The organism is Streptomyces sp. NPDC058464 (assembly GCF_042721035.1).
GTDB lineage: Bacteria > Actinomycetota > Actinomycetes > Streptomycetales > Streptomycetaceae > Streptomyces.
This window is the reverse complement of sequence record NZ_JBHXMA010000093.1, coordinates 1-15,111: the sequence shown is the minus strand read 5'-3', so window position 1 is coordinate 15,111 and position 15,111 is coordinate 1. Positions and strand designations below refer to the sequence as shown.

The following is a 15,111-nucleotide window of genomic DNA, read 5'->3' as shown; positions in this document are numbered from 1 at the left end:
TGGGGCGGCGGCCCAACCACCCCCCCCCCCCCCCGACCGGCGCATGATCCCGCACACCCCAGAAAGGTCCCCTCCATGGCCCGCCCCTACGACGAACACCATCGTGAGGCGCTCTTCGCGCAACTGCAGCTTCCGGTGACCGAGCGGATCTGCCCGGTCTGCGGGCATGTCGGCCTGCGCAACTACCACCACGAGAAGTACGGGCGGACCGAGCCGTCATGGATCAACTACCTGTGGTGCGGCCATTGCCACGCCTACTCGTCGTCCTTCACAGGCGCCGGCCGCAAGATGGTCGAAAGCGACCCGCTCCTCGCCGAATACGGTGACCGAGTCCCCGAGATCTTCCGCGCCCCAGAACGACTTCTCACGATCCTCGACGGCTACTGGAAAGCCGGCAGCCTCCCCCAGGTGATCTCCCGGCGCCCTCGCGGGCGCTGATGCCAATCCCCTGCTGGTGATCCAGTCCAACGTTCCGCATCCACCGGGATGCCGATGCTGTGTGTAGATCAGGTGGAGGCACGTCGCGCGGACCTCAGTTCCGGCGGCGGACTTCCGGGGCTGCGGCGTCGGCCAGGGTCGGCCGCCCGCCATTTTGGGACTGTCGTCACCCTTGAGGTGGCGCACCAGGTCGTCGAGCCGGGCGAGCAGTTCGTCCGGTTCCAGGTCCAGGTCCGACAGGGTGTGCACCGCCGCGCGGAGCCGCCTCGCGGCCACGGCTGTCTGTACGCCGCGGCCGGGCACCCGGCCGGCGACGAGGGCCACCCGGGCTCCGGAGAGCGGCACGGCGTCGACCCAGTCGCCGCTGGAGCCGGCGCGCACGTACTCGTGCGCCACATCCAGGGCGTGCTCAGGGAGAGTCCGCCCGGACGCAGGGCGCGCCGCAGTGCGACCAGGGAATTACGCTCGGGCAGGTATCGGCGGGCGTTGTCCAGGCACGCGGCGGTACGCAGGGCGAGTTCTCCGGCCAGGGTCAGATCGTCACGTTCGAACAGCCTGCGCTCTCACCAGCGGCAGAACGTGGCGAGCCCGAGCGCTCGGTGCTGGGCGACCAGCGGTACGAGCATCAGCGAGTGGGCCCTCTCCTGGTCAGCCCGCAGGCTGTGCAACGCCCGCTGCCCGAGGACACTCAGCGGATCGACGATGCCCGGCCGAAGGTCGGTGAGGGCCTCCGCGGCGGCTTCCGGCGGCAGTGCGCTGTCCTGGTTGCAGGCCGTGCGAGGTTCCGTGGACGCGGCCGGGCCGACGTGATGAGGCTTCAGAACGTGTGTCATTTGAGCGTCAACAGTCGGAGGAATCGCTCTGATGCTGCTAGCGAAGGGATCGTCGTCCCCTGCTGAAACCGCAGGTCAGGCTGTTTCCGGCAGACAGCGCCACCCTTCACACGTTGCACGCCCGGAAACACGTCGGGCCCATGCCCCGCCGGAACGCGCAGGTCAGATACAGCTTTTCGCCCCGGAGAGCGAGCTGTTCGGCACTCGGAGCGTCAAACGAGTGTCACTGCGAGACAGCACAGTCCCCTCGGGAAGACGGCGGTGGAACGCGAAGGGGTCAGAAGGTGCCAGGAGAGGGCGCACCCACTCCGTCTGCTGCCCGTACCACGTCATTCCAGTTGGGTCGCAGCGATGGCAGCGAACGCGAGGAGCGTGCGGGCCCACGTTCATAGCGGCGCTGGAGGCGTCCGTAGCCGGACAGCCGACGCCGCAGGTACCGAGTCTTATCCCGTGCACCCGTGGAACTTGCCGGAGGCAGGCCGCGGTGGTCGACGATGAGGTGGATCCACTAGCTCATCGACGAGCCATTGCACCGAAGTGCCAGGGCTCATGTCGTCAGCCCGCCAGCAGCGGTCGAGCTCTGTTTGGTTCGCGACTCGACTTGACCCTACGACGACAGGAGATGTCGTCGACCCGGCCCGGCATCGGTCGGTCGGATTCGGCCCCATCACCGCCCCCTCCGAAATCCCTCGTTCGACGGGGGCATCCGGAGGAAGTACGCGGAGCGCTCAGCGAGTTCGACCGAAACCCGATGGCGTGAGCCGATCAGCCCACAAGAGGACACCCACTCCGCAGGCAGAGTCCGTTGAGGCCGACGACGACGGTGGAGCCCTCGTGGCCCGCCACGCCGAGCGGCAGGGGGAGGGGAAGGGGGAGGGGAAGGGGGGAGGGTCCCGGCCAGGTCCCCGACGACCAGGGCGGCGATGAACACTCCCGCGATCACCAGGTTCTGGACGGCGAGCCCGCGCGCCCGCCGGGACAGCGAGATCACGGCCGGGACGGTGCCGAGTTCGTCGCGGACGACGACCGCGTCGGCGGTCCCCAGTGCCAGGTCCGAGCCCGCCCGGCCCGTCGCGACGCCGGTGTGGGCGGCGGCCGGCGCGGGCGCGTCGTTGACGCCGTCGCCGACGACCATCACCTTGCGGCCGGACGCCTCCAGTTCCCGGACCGCCCGCACCTTGTGCTCGGGGAGCAGCCCGGCGCGCACGTCCTCGATGCCGACCTCGGCGGCCAACAGGGCCGCGGCGCGCGGATTGTCGCCGGTCAGCAGGAGAGGCGCCGTTCCGGTCAGCGCCGTGAGGGAGGCGACGGCGGGCGTGGCGTCCGGGCGAAGACGGTCGGCGATCCCGAGGGCGCCGAGGGGCTTGCCGTCCGCCATGACCAGGTCGGCGGGGTGCCCTCGGTCAGCGTGCCGGTCTTGTCGAGGGCGACCGCGTCGACCTCTGCGAGCCGTTCCATGACCACCGCGGACTTGACCAGCACACCGTGCCGTCCCGCGTTGGCGATCGCCGACAGCAGCGGCGGCATGGCGGCCAGGTCGACCGCGCACGGCGAGGCGACGATCATGAAGGTCATGGCCCGCAGCAGCGCCCCGGCCGGCGCGGCGCCGAAGGCGAAGGGCACGGGGAGGACGGCGAGGGTCGTGGCCACCATGTACACACGGCCGCCTGACGTCGGCCAGTCAGTGCCCGCTGACGGCGAGTTCGTAGTCGCCGATCAGGTCGCCGAGCAGAGTGCCGGCGGTGAGGTCGCTGGTGACGTGGCCTGCCATGTAGAGGCGGGAGTAGAGGACTTCGTCCTGCATCCACCGGTAGTCCGCGGCGCGGTGCGGGGAGAGGGCGCTGAGGAAGGTCACGGCCGCGGCGGAGCGGGTCGCGTGCCGGGATGGGTAGGAGTAGGGGCCCTTGGCGCCGGGCTGGATGTGTTTGTCCGGGCGCAGGGTCAGGTCGAGGACGAACGGGGCCGGCTGCCTGTCCTTTGCCGCCAGTTGGTCGCTGATTGTCTTGGCCAGCTTCAGGGCTGCTTTCAGCTCGGCCTTTTCGGTCTTGCCGCGCGAGGTGGGGATCAGTTCGCGCTGGTCGTGGAGGTAGAGCTGCCAGACATCCTTCTTGCCGTACAGCTCCAGCCAGGTCGCGGCCTTTTTCCCCGCCCCCGTGCGGGTCTTGGCGAGGGCCTGGTCCTGGCGGAGTTCGGCGGTGCGCTCCTTCGCCGACGGTGGGGCCGGGACCTGCTGCGCCGCCCAGGCGGTGAACGCCTTGTCGTCGCGGGTGGTGCCGTGGCCCTTCTGCCATTGGGCGAAGAGGGTGTCGGCCTTGGTGCGCTGGGCGTCGGCCGCCCTGCCGATCGCCGCGATCTCGGCGTCGGTGAAGAGCGTGGGCGGCGGGTCCTGCTTGATCAGGTCCGTCGCACTCGGGTTCTTCACCGCGGTGGTGACAGCCGTGACCAGCTGCGGTCGCATGGTGCTGATAGCCACGGCCGCGACGGCGAGCAGTGCGATCAGCGGGTAGCGCCATTTGACGCCGCGCAGGACGTTCATGCCGCGGGGATCCTTTCGGGGAGCTGTGCCGGGAGCGGTGCCGGGTGCGTCTCGGTGGTGAAGTGGGCGCGGGCGAGGCGGCGTACGTCGTTGTCGGGCAGGCCCGGGGAGAGCAGGGACTGGCCGATGACGTACTTGCTGAGCGAGACCGGCCGTACCCCCATGCCGAGCAGCAGGCGGTCGGCGAGGGCGGGGCGCGCTCCGCCCTTGGTCTCGACCAGGACCTGCCCGGGGTCGAGCGCGGCAGTGCGGTCGTCGTGGCGGCAGCTGAGGGTGGAGTCGAGGGTGACGCGGCTGCCGTGGCGGAGGTCGGCGAGGGCCGCACGGACGTACCGGACCTCTACGGCGGCGGACAGCTCCTTGACCGTGACAGGGACGCCGGCCCCCGCCAGCACCTCGTCGACGAACTCGGCCGCGCCGGTGGTCAGTTCGCCGTACCCGGCGGCCGGGATCCGCAGGGCGTGCTTGACCGTGGCGCCGCGGCCGTCCTTCGTCTTCACCTCCACCCGGCACAGACCGTCCTCGGCGTACAGGCGGGTGCGGACCTTCCAGCGCCGCCGCCGCTGCTGGACGTGGGCGCGCCAGGCGGCCAGCTCCGGGGTGTCGAAGTACGTACTGAGGTAGTTCGTCGTACGACGGTCGTCGCCCAGGTCGAGGACGTGGTGGCTGTCGGCGAGACGGGCGACGAGGCGGCGGGCCCGGTCGAGCGGGACCAGGTACTTGCGGTCGACGCGGTGCTGGAGCGCCGCCGCCGCGTCCACCTCGGCGAGGGTCGCGCCGCGCAACTCCGCCAGGCCCAGCCGGACCGCGAGTGGGGTGGTGAGGGGCGGGGCGACGGTCATTGGGCCATCACCGGCTCAGGCTCGCGCGGCTCGGAGTCCGAAGCGAGGGCCGGCTCGGCGGGGTAACGGGCGGAGACCCGGGTGGTCTCACGGACGTAGTCGACCTCGTCCACGACCACCGACAGCGGCGCCTGACCGAAGCGGAAGGCCACGTCGGCGGCGATCACGGCGGGGTCCGGGTAGATCCGGTCGAGGGTGAGTTTCACGGTCCGGGTCGGCGGCTCGTACGACGTGGGGTCGTCGACCACGAGGACGGCGACGAGCACCACCACGTCCAGCGCGACCACGAGCCAGGTCTGCCGCTGCGGCAGCCCCGTGCACAGGGCGATCACCAGGCTGACGAAGGTGTAGGCGACGTCCCGCAGGGTGAACGCCGCGCTGCGCAGCCGGACCAGGGAGAGGATGCCGAACAGGCCGAAGCCGACCCCTGCCGGGAACTTGCCGGCGCTGATCGTGCTCAGCGCGGCGAACAGGCCGATGTTCAGGGCGGCCAGCACCAGCGGCATCGCGGGCACGCTGGGTCGGCGCCGGTAGAGCCAGCCGACCAGGAGCAGCAGGGCGAGGACGTCGAGACCGCCACGGGTCATCAGGTCGGTGACCGTGAGATGGTCCGTTATGCCCTTGGCGGCGAGCACCGATGCGTGCATGGGGGTCCCTTCCGTCACGGCACGTCGGACGGGGACCGGTCGCGGTCCGCGGAGCACCGCGACCTGAAGGACGGTAGGGATGTCACATGAACAGACCATGAAGCCTTCCCGGTGGCCGTGGTCGGTCCGGCGCACGGTTAGCCTGACCGGCATGCACTGCCTGGTCGTCGACGACGAGACCCGCCTGACCGATCTGGTCGTCCGCTACCTGACCGAGTCCGGCCACACCGCCGAAGGCCGCTACGACGGGCTCTCCGGCCTCGCCGCCGCCCGCGATCGGCGCCTGGACGCCGTGCTGCTGGACGTGATGCTGCCCGGCATGGACGGCGTCGAGGTGTGCCGGACGCTGCGCGGCGAGGGCATCGACGTTCCCGTGATCCTGCTCACCGCGCGCGGTGCGATCAGCGAGCGGGTGGCCGGGCTCGACGCCGGTGCCGACGACTACGTGGTCAAGCCGTTCGCGATGGAGGAGCTGCTGGCCCGGCTGCGGGCGATATCCCGGCGGCGCCCCGAGTCCTCCGGGCGGCTGCGGGTCGGCGACCTCGTCCTCGACCCCGAGCAGCAGCGGGCCTGGCGGGCGGACGCCGAACTGGAGCTGTCCCGCCGGGAGTTCGACGTCCTGCGGGTGTTGATGGAGAACGCCGGGTGCGTGGTCACCCGCCTCCAGCTGCTCGACGAGGTCTGGGACGGCGAGACCGACCTGCGCAGCAACGCCATCGACGTGCACGTCTCCAAGGTGCGCGGCAAGGTCGACCGGGCCTTCGGCCGTACGACGATCACGACCCTGCGCGGACGCGGCTACCGCCTGGAGACCGCCCCGTGAGCCGTCTTCCCGGTCGGCTGCGGCTGCGGTCGTGGCCGTGGTTCCGACGGCTGCCCGTCGTCGCCCGCCTGGTGCTGGCCGTCGCCGTCACCATGTCCCTGGTGCTGGCGGGTGCGGCGGGCCTGGTCTACTGGCGGGTCCAGGCCGCCCTGGACCGGCAGCTGAACGACGACCTGACCACGTACCAACGCAGCCTCGACCAGGCCGTAGTGGCCGAAGGACAGCTCCCGCCCGGCCCCAGCGGCAGTCTCCGGCAGGTCCTCGACGCACAGGGCCGGGTCCTGGTCTCCAGCGACGCCTTCCACGACCGGTCGCTGCTGGCCCCGGCCGAGCTGGGCGCCGCCGCGCACGGAGCCACCGTCCGACGTGACGTCGGCTCCCTCCTGCCGATCACCTCGGACACCCTGCGTCTCCAGGCCAGGCGCGTCACGGCGGATGGGCGGATCCGGATCGTGGTCGCCGCCGTCCGGCGCGGGCACCGCGACGAGGCACTGCGCGAACTCCTCGCCCAGCTGGCCTTCGCCTCGGGCCTGACCCTGATCGCCGCCTCCTACGTCGGCTACCGCACCGCACGCGCCGCCCTGCGTCCCGTCGAGCGCTATCGCGGCGGTGCCGCCGGTCTCGCGGACGGCGCCCAGAACCTGCGCCTGGACGTGCCCGCCGACCGCGACGACGAGATCACCCGTCTCGGCCACACCCTCAACCAGATGCTCGACCGCCTGGCGGCGTCCGCCGAACGCGAGCGCCGGTTCGTCGCGGACGCCAGTCACGAACTGCGCACCCCGCTCACCCTGATGCGGGCCGAACTCGACGTGGCCATGCACCGTCCCCGTTCCGCCGGCGAACTCACCGAGACCCTCCGTTCGGTGGACACCGAGGTCCAGCGCCTGATCGAGCTCTCCAATGCCCTGCTGGACCTGGAGGAACTCGGTACCGCCCAGCACCTCAGCCGGGCTCCCACCGACCTCGCCGATCTCGTCGGCGCGGCCGTCACCCCCCATCGGCGCACCGCCGAGCGGGAGGGGCGGGCCATGACCGTCGACGTCGCCCGCGCGGTCGTCGACGTCGACGACCGCTGGCTGCGGCCCGCCATCGGCAACCTCGTCGACAACGCCTTCCGGCACGGCACCGGGACCGTCCGCCTCACGGCCGCCGTCCACGAGGGCGGGCTGCGGCTGTGCGTCACGGACGAGGGGAGCGGCTTCCCGCCGGAGTTCCTGCCCCGGGCGTTCGACCGCTTCGCCCGCGCCGAGGCCAGCCGCACCGGCGAGGGCTCCGGCCTGGGACTCGCCTTCGTCCAGGCGGTGGCCACCGCCCACGGCGGCACCGCGCACGCCGAAAACACCGAGCACGGGGTCTGCGTCGTCCTCGCCCTGCCCTGCTGACCGGCACGCAGGCTTGGCCGGCCGCGTACGGTGGTGGGCATGGCGCCGCCTCTGCCGGGCCCGCTGGCCCATCTGGCCCCGCTGCTCACCCACTACGGCTACTGGGCCGTCGGCGGTGTCGTCCTCGTGGAGGACTTCGGCGTGCCCGCGCCGGGGGAGACCATCCTGATCGCCGCGGGGGTCTACGCGGGGGCCGGAGACCTGAACATCGTGGCCGTGGCGGTCATCGCGTTCGCCGCCGCCGTCGTCGGGGACAACATCGGCTATCTGATCGGCCACACCGGCGGACGGGCCTTCGTGCACCGCTGGGGCCGCTACGTGTTCCTGACGCCGAAGCGCTTCGCGGCGGCCGAGGAGTTCTTCACCCGCCAGGGCGGCAAGATCGTCACCCTCGCTCGCTTCGTCGAGGGACTGCGCCAGGTCAACGGCATCATCGCGGGCACCAGCGGCATGCCCTGGCGCCGCTTCCTCGTCTTCAACGCCCTCGGCGCCGCACTGTGGGTCGGCCTGTGGGCGAGCCTGGCCTATGTGGCGGGCACCCACATCACCGCGATCTACGACGAGATCAGCCGCTACCAGCTGTACGCGCTCATCGCCCTCGGCGTCCTGGTCGCCGCCCTCGTCCTGCGGCACGTACTGCGCCGCCGGCAGCGGGACTGACCCGGAATCCGTTCAGCTTTCCGGCTCGGGTACGGCCGGCACCCGGCGACGGCGCACGAGCGCGACCACCGCGCCCAGCCCGATCACCGCCGCGAGGGCCCCGTAGCCGTAGGTGAGTGTGGCGAGCGAGGCGACGGCGGCGACGAGCAGCGGGCCGCCCGCGTCGCCGAGTTCGCGGCCGAGTTCGGCGGCGCCCATGGTCTGACCGAGGCGTTCCGCGGGGGTGCTTGCGGCCAGCGCGGCGAAGCCGAGCGGGGTGATCAGGCCGGTACCGGCGCCGGTCAGGACGGCGGCGGAGAGAATGCCGGCGAGACCGGGCAGCATGGCACAGGCCAGGCCGACGGCGGTGAGCAGCAGCCCGGCGATGAGGCCGGCGCGTGTCGTCAGGCGCCCCTCGTCCAGAGCGCGCCCGGCTCGCGGCTGTATCAGCGCGGCGGTCGCCGCGAGCACCGACACGGCGGCGCCGGTGGCGACCGTGCCCAGCCCCGCCACGCGGCCGGACACCGGCAGGAACCCGACCCCGACCGACAGTGCCGCGGTGGCTGCGGCCAGTGCAGCGGTCGGGGCGAGGAACACCGGTTCGGTGAGGCGGCGGGCCAGGTCGAGGAGCGTCTGCCGGGCCTTGGGCAGCGGCGGTACGACGGGGACGGCGAGCGCGGCCCAGACGGCGACCGTCACACCGAGCACCGCGAGGACGGCGAAGAGCAGGCGCAGGCCGCCGGCCCACACCAGGCCCCCGCCGAGCAGTGGGCCGAGGGTGTAGCCGATCGACTTGTAGAAGCCGTAGCTGCCGAAGGCGCGGCCGTGCTTGGCGGCCGGGTTGAGGCGGGCCACCAGGGCCGAGGCCGACGGGGAGAAGGCGGAGGCCGCCGCGCCCTGGCCAAGGCGGGCGGCCCACAGCCAGCCGGGGCTGTCGGCGAGGACGTACAGCGCGGAGGCGAGGGCGAAGGCGACCAGGCCGCCGAGCAGGACGGGACGCGCGCCGATCCGGTCCGCGAGGGTGCCGAACGCAGGCTTCAGCACCACCTCGGCGCCGTCGTACAGCGCGAGCAGGCCGCCCAGCACCAGCAGCGAGGTGACCGCGTCCGCGCTGTGGCCGCCGAGGCTGGCGGCGATGCCGTGCGCGCCGAAGGCGGTGGTGAACCCGGCCGCGTACAGCGGCCACATCTGCCGGGCCGGAGCGGGCCGCGCGGTCACCGGTCCCCCTCCGGAGTCTGGTGCAGCGCGGCGAAGACGCGCTCGGCGTAGTCCTCGCAGGCGGCGGTGGACTGCTTGAGCCGTTCGCCGGCCTCGGCCGCTTCCGGAGCTCCGAACACGTCGCGCGCGGTCAGGTCACGGTGCCAGCGCCGCAGCCGCTCCAGCGACTGCTCCTCTTCCTCCAGTTCGGCCAGCGTGAACTTGGCGATTCCGATCTCCTTGGCCAGCTCCGCCTCGAACTTGCCGCAGTCCGCGAGGAACTCCGCCCAGTCCGCGGAGCGCGCGGCGGTGAACATCGCCTGGAAGCGGGCCGCGTCCTCGGGCCCGCGCCCGGACGCGGTCAGGGCCACCGCCTGTCCGCCCGCCCGCTCCGTGAGCGCGATCGCCCGGCCGACGCCGTCCGCGAACACCGGCACGTCCGGCACGGCCCAGATGCCCTGGCCCAGCGAGAGCGCGCCGACCTTGCGCAGCTCCCGCCAGACCGCGACCCGGTGCCGGGACGGCTCTGCGGGCAGCCTGACCACGAGGACGAGCCAGCGGCTCCCGGGTTCCACATCAGACACGCAGCGGAATGTAGCACGCGTTACATCTCACACTGTACGGCATGACGTCAGGCATTGAGCGCACCGGTCGCCAGCAGGCCCAGCAGCGCCACTCCGATGACGACGCGGTAGATCACGAACGCGTTGAAGGAGTGCTTGGCGACGAACTTCAGCAGCCAGGCGATGGAGGCGTAGGCGACCACGAACGAGACGGCCGTGCCGACGGCCAGGGGGACCGCGCCGACGCCGGCGCCCACCGCGTCCTTGAGTTCGTACAGGCCCGCCCCGGTCAGCGCGGGTATGCCGAGGAAGAAGGAGAGGCGGGTGGCGGCGACGCGGTCCAGGTCGAGGACGAGCGCGGTGGACATGGTGGCGCCGGAACGGGAGAAGCCGGGGAAGAGCAGGGCGAGGATCTGCGAGCAGCCGACCAGCATCGCGTCCTTGAACGTGGTGTCGTCCTCACCACGCTTGTGGCGGCCCATCTGATCCGCCGCCCACATCACACCGGAGCCGACGATCAGCGAACCGGCCACCACCCACAGCGAGCCCAGCGGCCCCTCCACCAGCTTCTTGGCGGCCAGCCCCACGACCACGATGGGAATCGTGGCGTAGATGACCCACCAGGCGAACTTGTAGTCGTGGTGGTGTCGCTCCTCCTTGTTGGCCAGACCACGGCCCCACGCGGAGACGATCCGCTTGATGTCCTTGAAGAAGTACACGAGCACGGCGGCGATGGCGCCGACCTGGATGACGGCGGTGAAGCCGACCACCGAGGTGTCGTCGACGGGGATGTTCATGAGCCCCTCGGTGATCTTCAGGTGCCCGGTGGAGGAGACGGGCAGGAACTCCGTCACCCCCTCGACGACTCCGAGGACGGCGGCCTGGCCGACGCTGATGGCGCTCATACGGGACCCCTCTGTGTGGCACACTCGCAGCACGAAAGCTTTTACACGGGAGTAAAACTCCTACACGGGTGTAAAAGATAGAGGGCGATACGGGAGAACGACAAACCCATGGCAGCCGACGCACACGGCCGGGGCCAGAAGCGGGCGAACGGCGCCCGCGAGGCCGAGTTCCTCGACCTCCTCCAGCAGGCCGGCATCGCACTGACCCCGGGCGAGGTGACCGAACGCCTCGGTGACGGGCTGACGTACAACAGCGTGGTGACGATCCTCACCCGCATGCACACCAAGGGCCTGCTCACCCGCACCCCGCGCGGACGGGCCTACGCCTACGCCCCCGTCACCGACGACGCCGGCTTCGCCGCCCGCCGCATGCGCACCGTCCTGGAGCAACGCCCCGACCGCGAGGCCGTCCTCGCCCGCTTCGCCGACGAACTGTCCGACACCGACGCCGACCTCCTGCGCCAGCTGCTCGGCCCCGACCAGGACCCCGGCCGATAGGAGGCGACGCACCGATGCGCATCGCCGTCTACATCCCGCTACTGCTCTCGCTCGTCGCCCCGCTCGCCGCCCGCCCGTTGGCCGAGCGCTGCGAACCCCGCCTGGCCACCTGGCTGCTCACCGCCTCAGCCCTGGTCCTGGGCACGGCGAGCACGATCTCCCTGGGCCTACTGGCCGTCACCGGCCTGATCCGCATCCCGCAACTCGCCGCACTCGGCCACTGGTCCGCCCACTCCGCGCAGCACGACGACCCCGCCCAGCTCTCCGTCGCCCTGATCGCCGGCCTGTTGCTCGGCGCTGCCGTGCTCACCGCGGCCCGCATGCTCTGGCGCCGAGCCCGCACCCTGGCCGCGGCAGCATTGGACGCCGCCTGCATGCCCACCCCCGACGGCACCGTCGTCGTCGACGACGAGGCCCCCGACGCCTACGCGCTACCCGGCCTGCCCGGCCGGATCGTCGTCTCCACCGGCATGCTGCGCACCCTCGACGAGACCGAGCACACCATCCTGCTCGCCCACGAACGCGCCCATCTGACCGCCCACCACTACGCGTTCGTCGCCCTCGCCCAGCTCGGCGCCTGCGCCAACCCGCTCCTGCGTCCGTTCGCCACCGCCGTCGCCTACACCATCGAGCGCTGGGCCGACGAGAACGCCGTCAGGGCCACCGGCGACCGCCGCCGCGTCGCCCGCACCGTCGGCAAGGCCGCCCTCGCCGCCCACCAGGTCCCGGCCCTCGCCCGCGCCGCGGGCGCCGCCGTCGGCATCCTCGGTGTACGTGGCCTCCGTAGCCGCCGCGGACCGCTCGCTTCCGCCGGTCCCGTGCCCCGCCGCGTCGCCGCGCTCCTCGCCCCGCCGCTGGGCCGCCATCCGGCTCTCCCGGCCGCTACCGCAACCGCCCTCGCGGCCGCGATGCTGGCCTCCGCCGAAGCCGCCCACGACCTCCACGTCCTGCTGGAATCCGTCGGCGCCTGGTAGCGACCTCCCGAAGGGACGCATACGAGTCCGTAACGGGCAATGGGCTGCACCGTTGGCGTACAGCCCACCACTCCATCAACGGCTCCTTCCAATCGCTGTCGCCGTACTTGCCCAGGTCCTTGCACGCCCTCCCGCCAGAGCCCGATGAATGCCGCCGGCATGCCGCCCGTCGGATGGAACACGGAGTGACCGCTCGGGAGCACTTCGAGGTCGCAGAACTCCTCGATCCAGTCGTGCGCGGTGCCTCACCGCTCGGTGGCCGGGCAGGGGGCGATCACCGCGGGCATCGCACATTCCCGGCCGGCCAGACCGGTCAGGTCCGGCCGCTGCCGTAGGGCGGCCTGTGGTGCTTGGCCGGTGAGTCGTCCTCCGGCGGGGACTCGTGTGATGTGCCGTGGCCGCCGTCACCATGCATGCCGCGCATCATGAAGAACATCATCAGCGGGCAGACGAGGACGATCGCCAGGAGAGCGATCGTGCCCACCGGCACCCCCAGGGCCAGGGCGCCGACCACGGCGATCGCCGCCGCGACGGCGTACAGGCCGTAGTTGCGTTGGGTGGTGTTCATCACGGGCCTCCTGAGAGCGTGCCCTTCAGGTGCGTGGTCAGCCCTTGCTCAGCCGAGTGCCGTCGCCGGCGCGGCCGCGCAGGACGGTCAGACGGCGGTGGTATTCGTCCTCGCCGATCTCTCCGCGGGCGAACCGCTCGGCGAGGAGCTGCTCGGGGGTGGGCTCGTGTGGCAAGGTGCCGGCCGTCGTCCCGGTGCCGCCCGGCCGGGCAAGGGCGCGGTAGAGCAGGACACCGAAGAAGACGATCAGGGCCCAGAAGAGGATCATGCCGACGGACATGGTGAACCAGCCCCAGCCGCTGACGTCATGGTCGTACCAGAACATCATCGCCACTCACCTGCTTCGGCTTTTCGGAGATCGGGGGCTGATGGGCTCCCGGGGGCCTCTGCCTTCACACCCATCGTCCCGCTGCCCGGCGTGGCGGTCAGGGGCCGGATGGTCCATGGCCAGCAGGCCGTTCAGCCTCTACCTGCTAGGGGTACCCGGGTTCAGGCTGGAGGCGTGCGACGGGTCGAGGTGACGGTGCGGGGCGGCTACAGCCCTGACGTCAAGTCCGCCGCCGACCGGGCAGCGGCTGCGGACGCGGACGCCACGGCGGCCCATCGGCACCATGCGCCCGCGTCCCGGGGCAGCGGCACGGTCGCGGACCCGGTGTGCGGCATGGAAGTGGACGGAGCGACCAAGCGGACGGAGCGACCGCCGCCGAGCACCGGCAGACCGAACACGGCACCCTCTGCTTGTGCTCCGCCCGCTGCGCCGCCGCCTTCGACGCCGACCCGGACCGCTGCCCCACAAGATCGAAGGCCAGATACGCGGCATCTCCCGCATGGTCACCGCCGACCGCTACTGCATGGACGTCCTCACCCAGATCACCCACACCGACTTACCCCCTAGGGTATATAGGCCGTGACGGCCGCTCTCGGCTCAGGCGCGCCGTGGTGAACACGGGCAGGGCCACAACCGTATGCATCACGAGCCACTTGCGACCGCCGACCCAGGACAAGCCCCATGCCCAGTCCCGCGCAGTACCCAGCGCAACCGCCCGTGCGGCGGTGGCAGGTGCTGCTCGTGCTGGGCCTGCTCGCGGGGCTGTTGGGCATGCACGCCCTGGCCCCCGGCGGTCTCGCCCCGGATCGCGCCCACTCCCGTCCCCTGGTGACTTCCCTTGCGGTGGACGACGGTGACTGCTCCGGCGGCCGTTGCGGCGGATGCGTCGTCCAGCACGCCGACTCGGCCTGCGTGTCGGCAGCCGTCGCCGGCGGCCCGGAACTGCCCGCGCCCACGCCCGATCCGGTGACCGCCGCCACGCAGGCCGACGCCGCATGCTCGCACCCGGCCGGGTCTCCGGACGCCCCCCGTGCGCCGCCTTCTCTGGCGGAACTCCAACTCCTGCGGATCTAGAGGCCGCTCGGACACCACGCCGTCAACCGGCGAGGTGCTCAAGCAGTCCAGGAATCTCTCTTCCCACCACAGGAGTTCAAGCATGTCCGCAACCCCCCGCACCCTCACTCGCCGCGCCGCGCTGATCGCGGTCACCGCGACCGCCGCGCTCGTCCTCAGCGCCTGTGGCGGCGGCACCGACAGCGGCAGCGCCGCGTCCGCCGGCGCCGCCACGTCGGCCGCCGCGGGTGCCGACACCGCCGGCGACACGTACAACGCCCAGGACGTCACCTTCGCCCAGGGGATGATCCCGCACCACCAGCAGGCCGTCGAGATGGCGCGACTCGCCGCCGACCGGGCGTCCTCCACCCAGGTCAAGGACCTAGCCGCACAGATCGAGAAGGCACAGGACCCGGAGATCTCGACCATGACGGGCTGGCTGACGTCCTGGGGCAAGAGCATGCCGATGGCCGGCATGGCCGGCATGGGTGACTCCGACATGCCGGGCATGATGAGCAGCTCCCACATGGCCGGGCTGAAGAAGATGTCCGGCAAGGAGTTCGACACCATGTTCCTGACCATGATGGTCGAGCACCACAAGGGCGCCGTCGAGATGGCCACCACCGAGAAGAACAAGGGCAAGTACGCCGCCGCCACCTCCATGGCCGACGGCATCATCACCGCGCAGAACGCCGAGATCACCGAGATGAACAAGCTGCTCGGCAAGAGCTGACCACGCCGTGCGGGGGCCGGTCCTGACCCCGGCCCCCGCGGCCGCCCTCAGCACCCGTCGGAAGCGAGTCGATGAGGGAGCGGTGACCGGCTTCGCGCCGCACCAGACCGTTCTCAGTCCCCCTCTCGACCGAGAGGGGGACTGAGAAC

At 71.8% G+C, this 15,111-nt stretch carries 18 protein-coding genes and 2 pseudogenes; 9 read left to right on the top strand and 11 right to left on the bottom strand.

Annotated elements, in window-relative coordinates:
- The first annotated feature begins 75 nt into the window (after window positions 1-75).
- Complete coding sequence (locus tag ACFWPQ_RS51095) at window positions 76-438, top strand: hypothetical protein (protein ID WP_384051927.1); 363 nt, start codon at window positions 76-78, stop codon at window positions 436-438.
- Between the two features lie 213 nt (window positions 439-651).
- Here ACFWPQ_RS51095 and ACFWPQ_RS51090 read toward each other — a convergent pair.
- From ACFWPQ_RS51090 to ACFWPQ_RS51065, 6 genes and pseudogenes are all read right to left on the bottom strand, one after another.
- Window positions 652-714 (bottom strand): annotated as a pseudogene (locus ACFWPQ_RS51090) (hypothetical protein); the annotation flags it as partial.
- A 287-nt stretch (window positions 715-1,001) separates the two neighbouring features.
- On the bottom strand, window positions 1,002-1,271 hold the full coding sequence (locus ACFWPQ_RS51085) for a hypothetical protein (protein WP_384051923.1): 270 nt from the start codon (window positions 1,269-1,271) through the stop codon (window positions 1,002-1,004).
- Window positions 1,272-2,036: 765 nt separating this feature from the next.
- Window positions 2,037-2,924 (bottom strand): annotated as a pseudogene (locus ACFWPQ_RS51080) (HAD-IC family P-type ATPase); the annotation flags it as partial.
- A 28-nt stretch (window positions 2,925-2,952) separates the two neighbouring features.
- A complete protein-coding gene (locus tag ACFWPQ_RS51075) occupies window positions 2,953-3,807 on the bottom strand; it encodes a phosphatase PAP2 family protein (protein ID WP_384051921.1) in 855 nt (284 codons plus the stop codon).
- Window positions 3,804-4,649 carry a polyphosphate polymerase domain-containing protein gene (locus ACFWPQ_RS51070; protein ID WP_384051919.1) on the bottom strand — a complete coding sequence of 282 codons (846 nt, stop codon included), beginning with the start codon at window positions 4,647-4,649 and terminating at the stop codon, window positions 3,804-3,806. Before ACFWPQ_RS51070 ends, ACFWPQ_RS51075 begins: the two co-directional genes overlap by 4 nt.
- A complete protein-coding gene (locus tag ACFWPQ_RS51065) occupies window positions 4,646-5,296 on the bottom strand; it encodes a DUF4956 domain-containing protein (RefSeq protein ID WP_384051917.1) in 651 nt (216 codons plus the stop codon). The genes ACFWPQ_RS51070 and ACFWPQ_RS51065 overlap by 4 nt, the downstream gene beginning before the upstream one ends.
- A gap of 151 nt (window positions 5,297-5,447) precedes the next feature.
- Here ACFWPQ_RS51065 and ACFWPQ_RS51060 point away from each other — a divergent pair, with 151 nt between their 5' ends.
- From ACFWPQ_RS51060 to ACFWPQ_RS51050, 3 genes are read left to right on the top strand one after another with little or no spacing between them, the layout of a single operon-like run.
- Complete coding sequence (locus ACFWPQ_RS51060; protein ID WP_384051915.1) at window positions 5,448-6,119, top strand: response regulator transcription factor; 672 nt, start codon at window positions 5,448-5,450, stop codon at window positions 6,117-6,119.
- A complete protein-coding gene (locus ACFWPQ_RS51055; RefSeq protein ID WP_384051913.1) occupies window positions 6,116-7,504 on the top strand; it encodes an ATP-binding protein in 1,389 nt (462 codons plus the stop codon). The genes ACFWPQ_RS51060 and ACFWPQ_RS51055 overlap by 4 nt, the downstream gene beginning before the upstream one ends.
- A gap of 39 nt (window positions 7,505-7,543) precedes the next feature.
- Entirely contained in the window at window positions 7,544-8,164 is a 621-nt protein-coding gene (locus tag ACFWPQ_RS51050) for a DedA family protein (protein WP_384051911.1), read from the top strand.
- A 12-nt stretch (window positions 8,165-8,176) separates the two neighbouring features.
- On the opposite strand, the gene ACFWPQ_RS51045 is transcribed toward ACFWPQ_RS51050, so the two are convergent.
- The 3 genes from ACFWPQ_RS51045 to ACFWPQ_RS51035 are packed head-to-tail and all read right to left on the bottom strand — an operon-like array spanning window position 8,177 to window position 10,808.
- Complete coding sequence (locus ACFWPQ_RS51045; protein ID WP_384051925.1) at window positions 8,177-9,331, bottom strand: MFS transporter; 1,155 nt, start codon at window positions 9,329-9,331, stop codon at window positions 8,177-8,179.
- 26 nt (window positions 9,332-9,357) lie between these two features.
- The gene (locus ACFWPQ_RS51040) at window positions 9,358-9,924 is read right to left on the bottom strand and encodes a Chromate resistance protein ChrB (protein ID WP_384051909.1); all 567 of its coding nucleotides are present in this window, start codon (window positions 9,922-9,924) and stop codon (window positions 9,358-9,360) included.
- Window positions 9,925-9,971: 47 nt separating this feature from the next.
- Window positions 9,972-10,808 carry an undecaprenyl-diphosphate phosphatase gene (locus tag ACFWPQ_RS51035; protein ID WP_384051907.1) on the bottom strand — a complete coding sequence of 279 codons (837 nt, stop codon included), beginning with the start codon at window positions 10,806-10,808 and terminating at the stop codon, window positions 9,972-9,974.
- A gap of 108 nt (window positions 10,809-10,916) precedes the next feature.
- Here ACFWPQ_RS51035 and ACFWPQ_RS51030 point away from each other — a divergent pair, with 108 nt between their 5' ends.
- Window positions 10,917-11,306 (top strand): BlaI/MecI/CopY family transcriptional regulator, encoded by a 390-nt coding sequence (locus ACFWPQ_RS51030; protein WP_384051905.1) that lies wholly within the window; start codon window positions 10,917-10,919, stop codon window positions 11,304-11,306.
- A gap of 14 nt (window positions 11,307-11,320) precedes the next feature.
- Complete coding sequence (locus tag ACFWPQ_RS51025) at window positions 11,321-12,280, top strand: M56 family metallopeptidase (RefSeq protein ID WP_384051903.1); 960 nt, start codon at window positions 11,321-11,323, stop codon at window positions 12,278-12,280.
- A 313-nt stretch (window positions 12,281-12,593) separates the two neighbouring features.
- Here ACFWPQ_RS51025 and ACFWPQ_RS51020 read toward each other — a convergent pair whose 3' ends face one another.
- Both ACFWPQ_RS51020 and ACFWPQ_RS51015 read right to left on the bottom strand, forming a co-directional pair.
- Complete coding sequence (locus tag ACFWPQ_RS51020; RefSeq protein WP_384051901.1) at window positions 12,594-12,848, bottom strand: DUF2933 domain-containing protein; 255 nt, start codon at window positions 12,846-12,848, stop codon at window positions 12,594-12,596.
- A gap of 37 nt (window positions 12,849-12,885) precedes the next feature.
- The gene (locus ACFWPQ_RS51015) at window positions 12,886-13,176 is read right to left on the bottom strand and encodes an SHOCT domain-containing protein (RefSeq protein WP_384051899.1); all 291 of its coding nucleotides are present in this window, start codon (window positions 13,174-13,176) and stop codon (window positions 12,886-12,888) included.
- A 283-nt stretch (window positions 13,177-13,459) separates the two neighbouring features.
- On the opposite strand from ACFWPQ_RS51015, the gene ACFWPQ_RS51010 reads away from it, so the two are divergent.
- The 3 genes from ACFWPQ_RS51010 (at window position 13,460) to ACFWPQ_RS51000 (ending at window position 14,962) form a co-directional block, all read left to right on the top strand.
- Entirely contained in the window at window positions 13,460-13,759 is a 300-nt protein-coding gene (locus ACFWPQ_RS51010) for a metal-sensing transcriptional repressor (RefSeq protein ID WP_384051897.1), read from the top strand.
- A 98-nt stretch (window positions 13,760-13,857) separates the two neighbouring features.
- Complete coding sequence (locus ACFWPQ_RS51005) at window positions 13,858-14,250, top strand: DUF6153 family protein (protein ID WP_384051895.1); 393 nt, start codon at window positions 13,858-13,860, stop codon at window positions 14,248-14,250.
- Window positions 14,251-14,332: 82 nt separating this feature from the next.
- Window positions 14,333-14,962 (top strand): DUF305 domain-containing protein, encoded by a 630-nt coding sequence (locus ACFWPQ_RS51000; protein WP_384051893.1) that lies wholly within the window; start codon window positions 14,333-14,335, stop codon window positions 14,960-14,962.
- Window positions 14,963-15,111 lie beyond the last annotated feature (149 nt).

What these genes read in the sequence shown, in the direction of transcription:
- ACFWPQ_RS51000 (WP_384051893.1), top strand. Translation starts at nt 14,333, where the DNA reads ATGTCCGCAACCCCCCGCACCCTCACTCGCCGCGCCGCGCTGATCGCG.
- ACFWPQ_RS51005 (WP_384051895.1), top strand. Translation starts at nt 13,858, where the DNA reads ATGCCCAGTCCCGCGCAGTACCCAGCGCAACCGCCCGTGCGGCGGTGG.
- ACFWPQ_RS51025 (WP_384051903.1), top strand. Translation starts at nt 11,321, where the DNA reads ATGCGCATCGCCGTCTACATCCCGCTACTGCTCTCGCTCGTCGCCCCG.
- ACFWPQ_RS51045 (WP_384051925.1), bottom strand. Translation starts at nt 9,331, where the DNA reads ATGTGGCCGCTGTACGCGGCCGGGTTCACCACCGCCTTCGGCGCGCAC.
- ACFWPQ_RS51065 (WP_384051917.1), bottom strand. Translation starts at nt 5,296, where the DNA reads ATGCACGCATCGGTGCTCGCCGCCAAGGGCATAACGGACCATCTCACG.
- ACFWPQ_RS51050 (WP_384051911.1), top strand. Translation starts at nt 7,544, where the DNA reads ATGGCGCCGCCTCTGCCGGGCCCGCTGGCCCATCTGGCCCCGCTGCTC.
- ACFWPQ_RS51085 (WP_384051923.1), bottom strand. Translation starts at nt 1,271, where the DNA reads ATGACACACGTTCTGAAGCCTCATCACGTCGGCCCGGCCGCGTCCACG.
- ACFWPQ_RS51075 (WP_384051921.1), bottom strand. Translation starts at nt 3,807, where the DNA reads ATGAACGTCCTGCGCGGCGTCAAATGGCGCTACCCGCTGATCGCACTG.
- ACFWPQ_RS51010 (WP_384051897.1), top strand. Translation starts at nt 13,460, where the DNA reads ATGCGCCCGCGTCCCGGGGCAGCGGCACGGTCGCGGACCCGGTGTGCG.
- ACFWPQ_RS51035 (WP_384051907.1), bottom strand. Translation starts at nt 10,808, where the DNA reads ATGAGCGCCATCAGCGTCGGCCAGGCCGCCGTCCTCGGAGTCGTCGAG.
- ACFWPQ_RS51070 (WP_384051919.1), bottom strand. Translation starts at nt 4,649, where the DNA reads ATGACCGTCGCCCCGCCCCTCACCACCCCACTCGCGGTCCGGCTGGGC.
- ACFWPQ_RS51095 (WP_384051927.1), top strand. Translation starts at nt 76, where the DNA reads ATGGCCCGCCCCTACGACGAACACCATCGTGAGGCGCTCTTCGCGCAA.
- ACFWPQ_RS51060 (WP_384051915.1), top strand. Translation starts at nt 5,448, where the DNA reads ATGCACTGCCTGGTCGTCGACGACGAGACCCGCCTGACCGATCTGGTC.
- ACFWPQ_RS51020 (WP_384051901.1), bottom strand. Translation starts at nt 12,848, where the DNA reads ATGAACACCACCCAACGCAACTACGGCCTGTACGCCGTCGCGGCGGCG.
- ACFWPQ_RS51030 (WP_384051905.1), top strand. Translation starts at nt 10,917, where the DNA reads ATGGCAGCCGACGCACACGGCCGGGGCCAGAAGCGGGCGAACGGCGCC.
- ACFWPQ_RS51015 (WP_384051899.1), bottom strand. Translation starts at nt 13,176, where the DNA reads ATGATGTTCTGGTACGACCATGACGTCAGCGGCTGGGGCTGGTTCACC.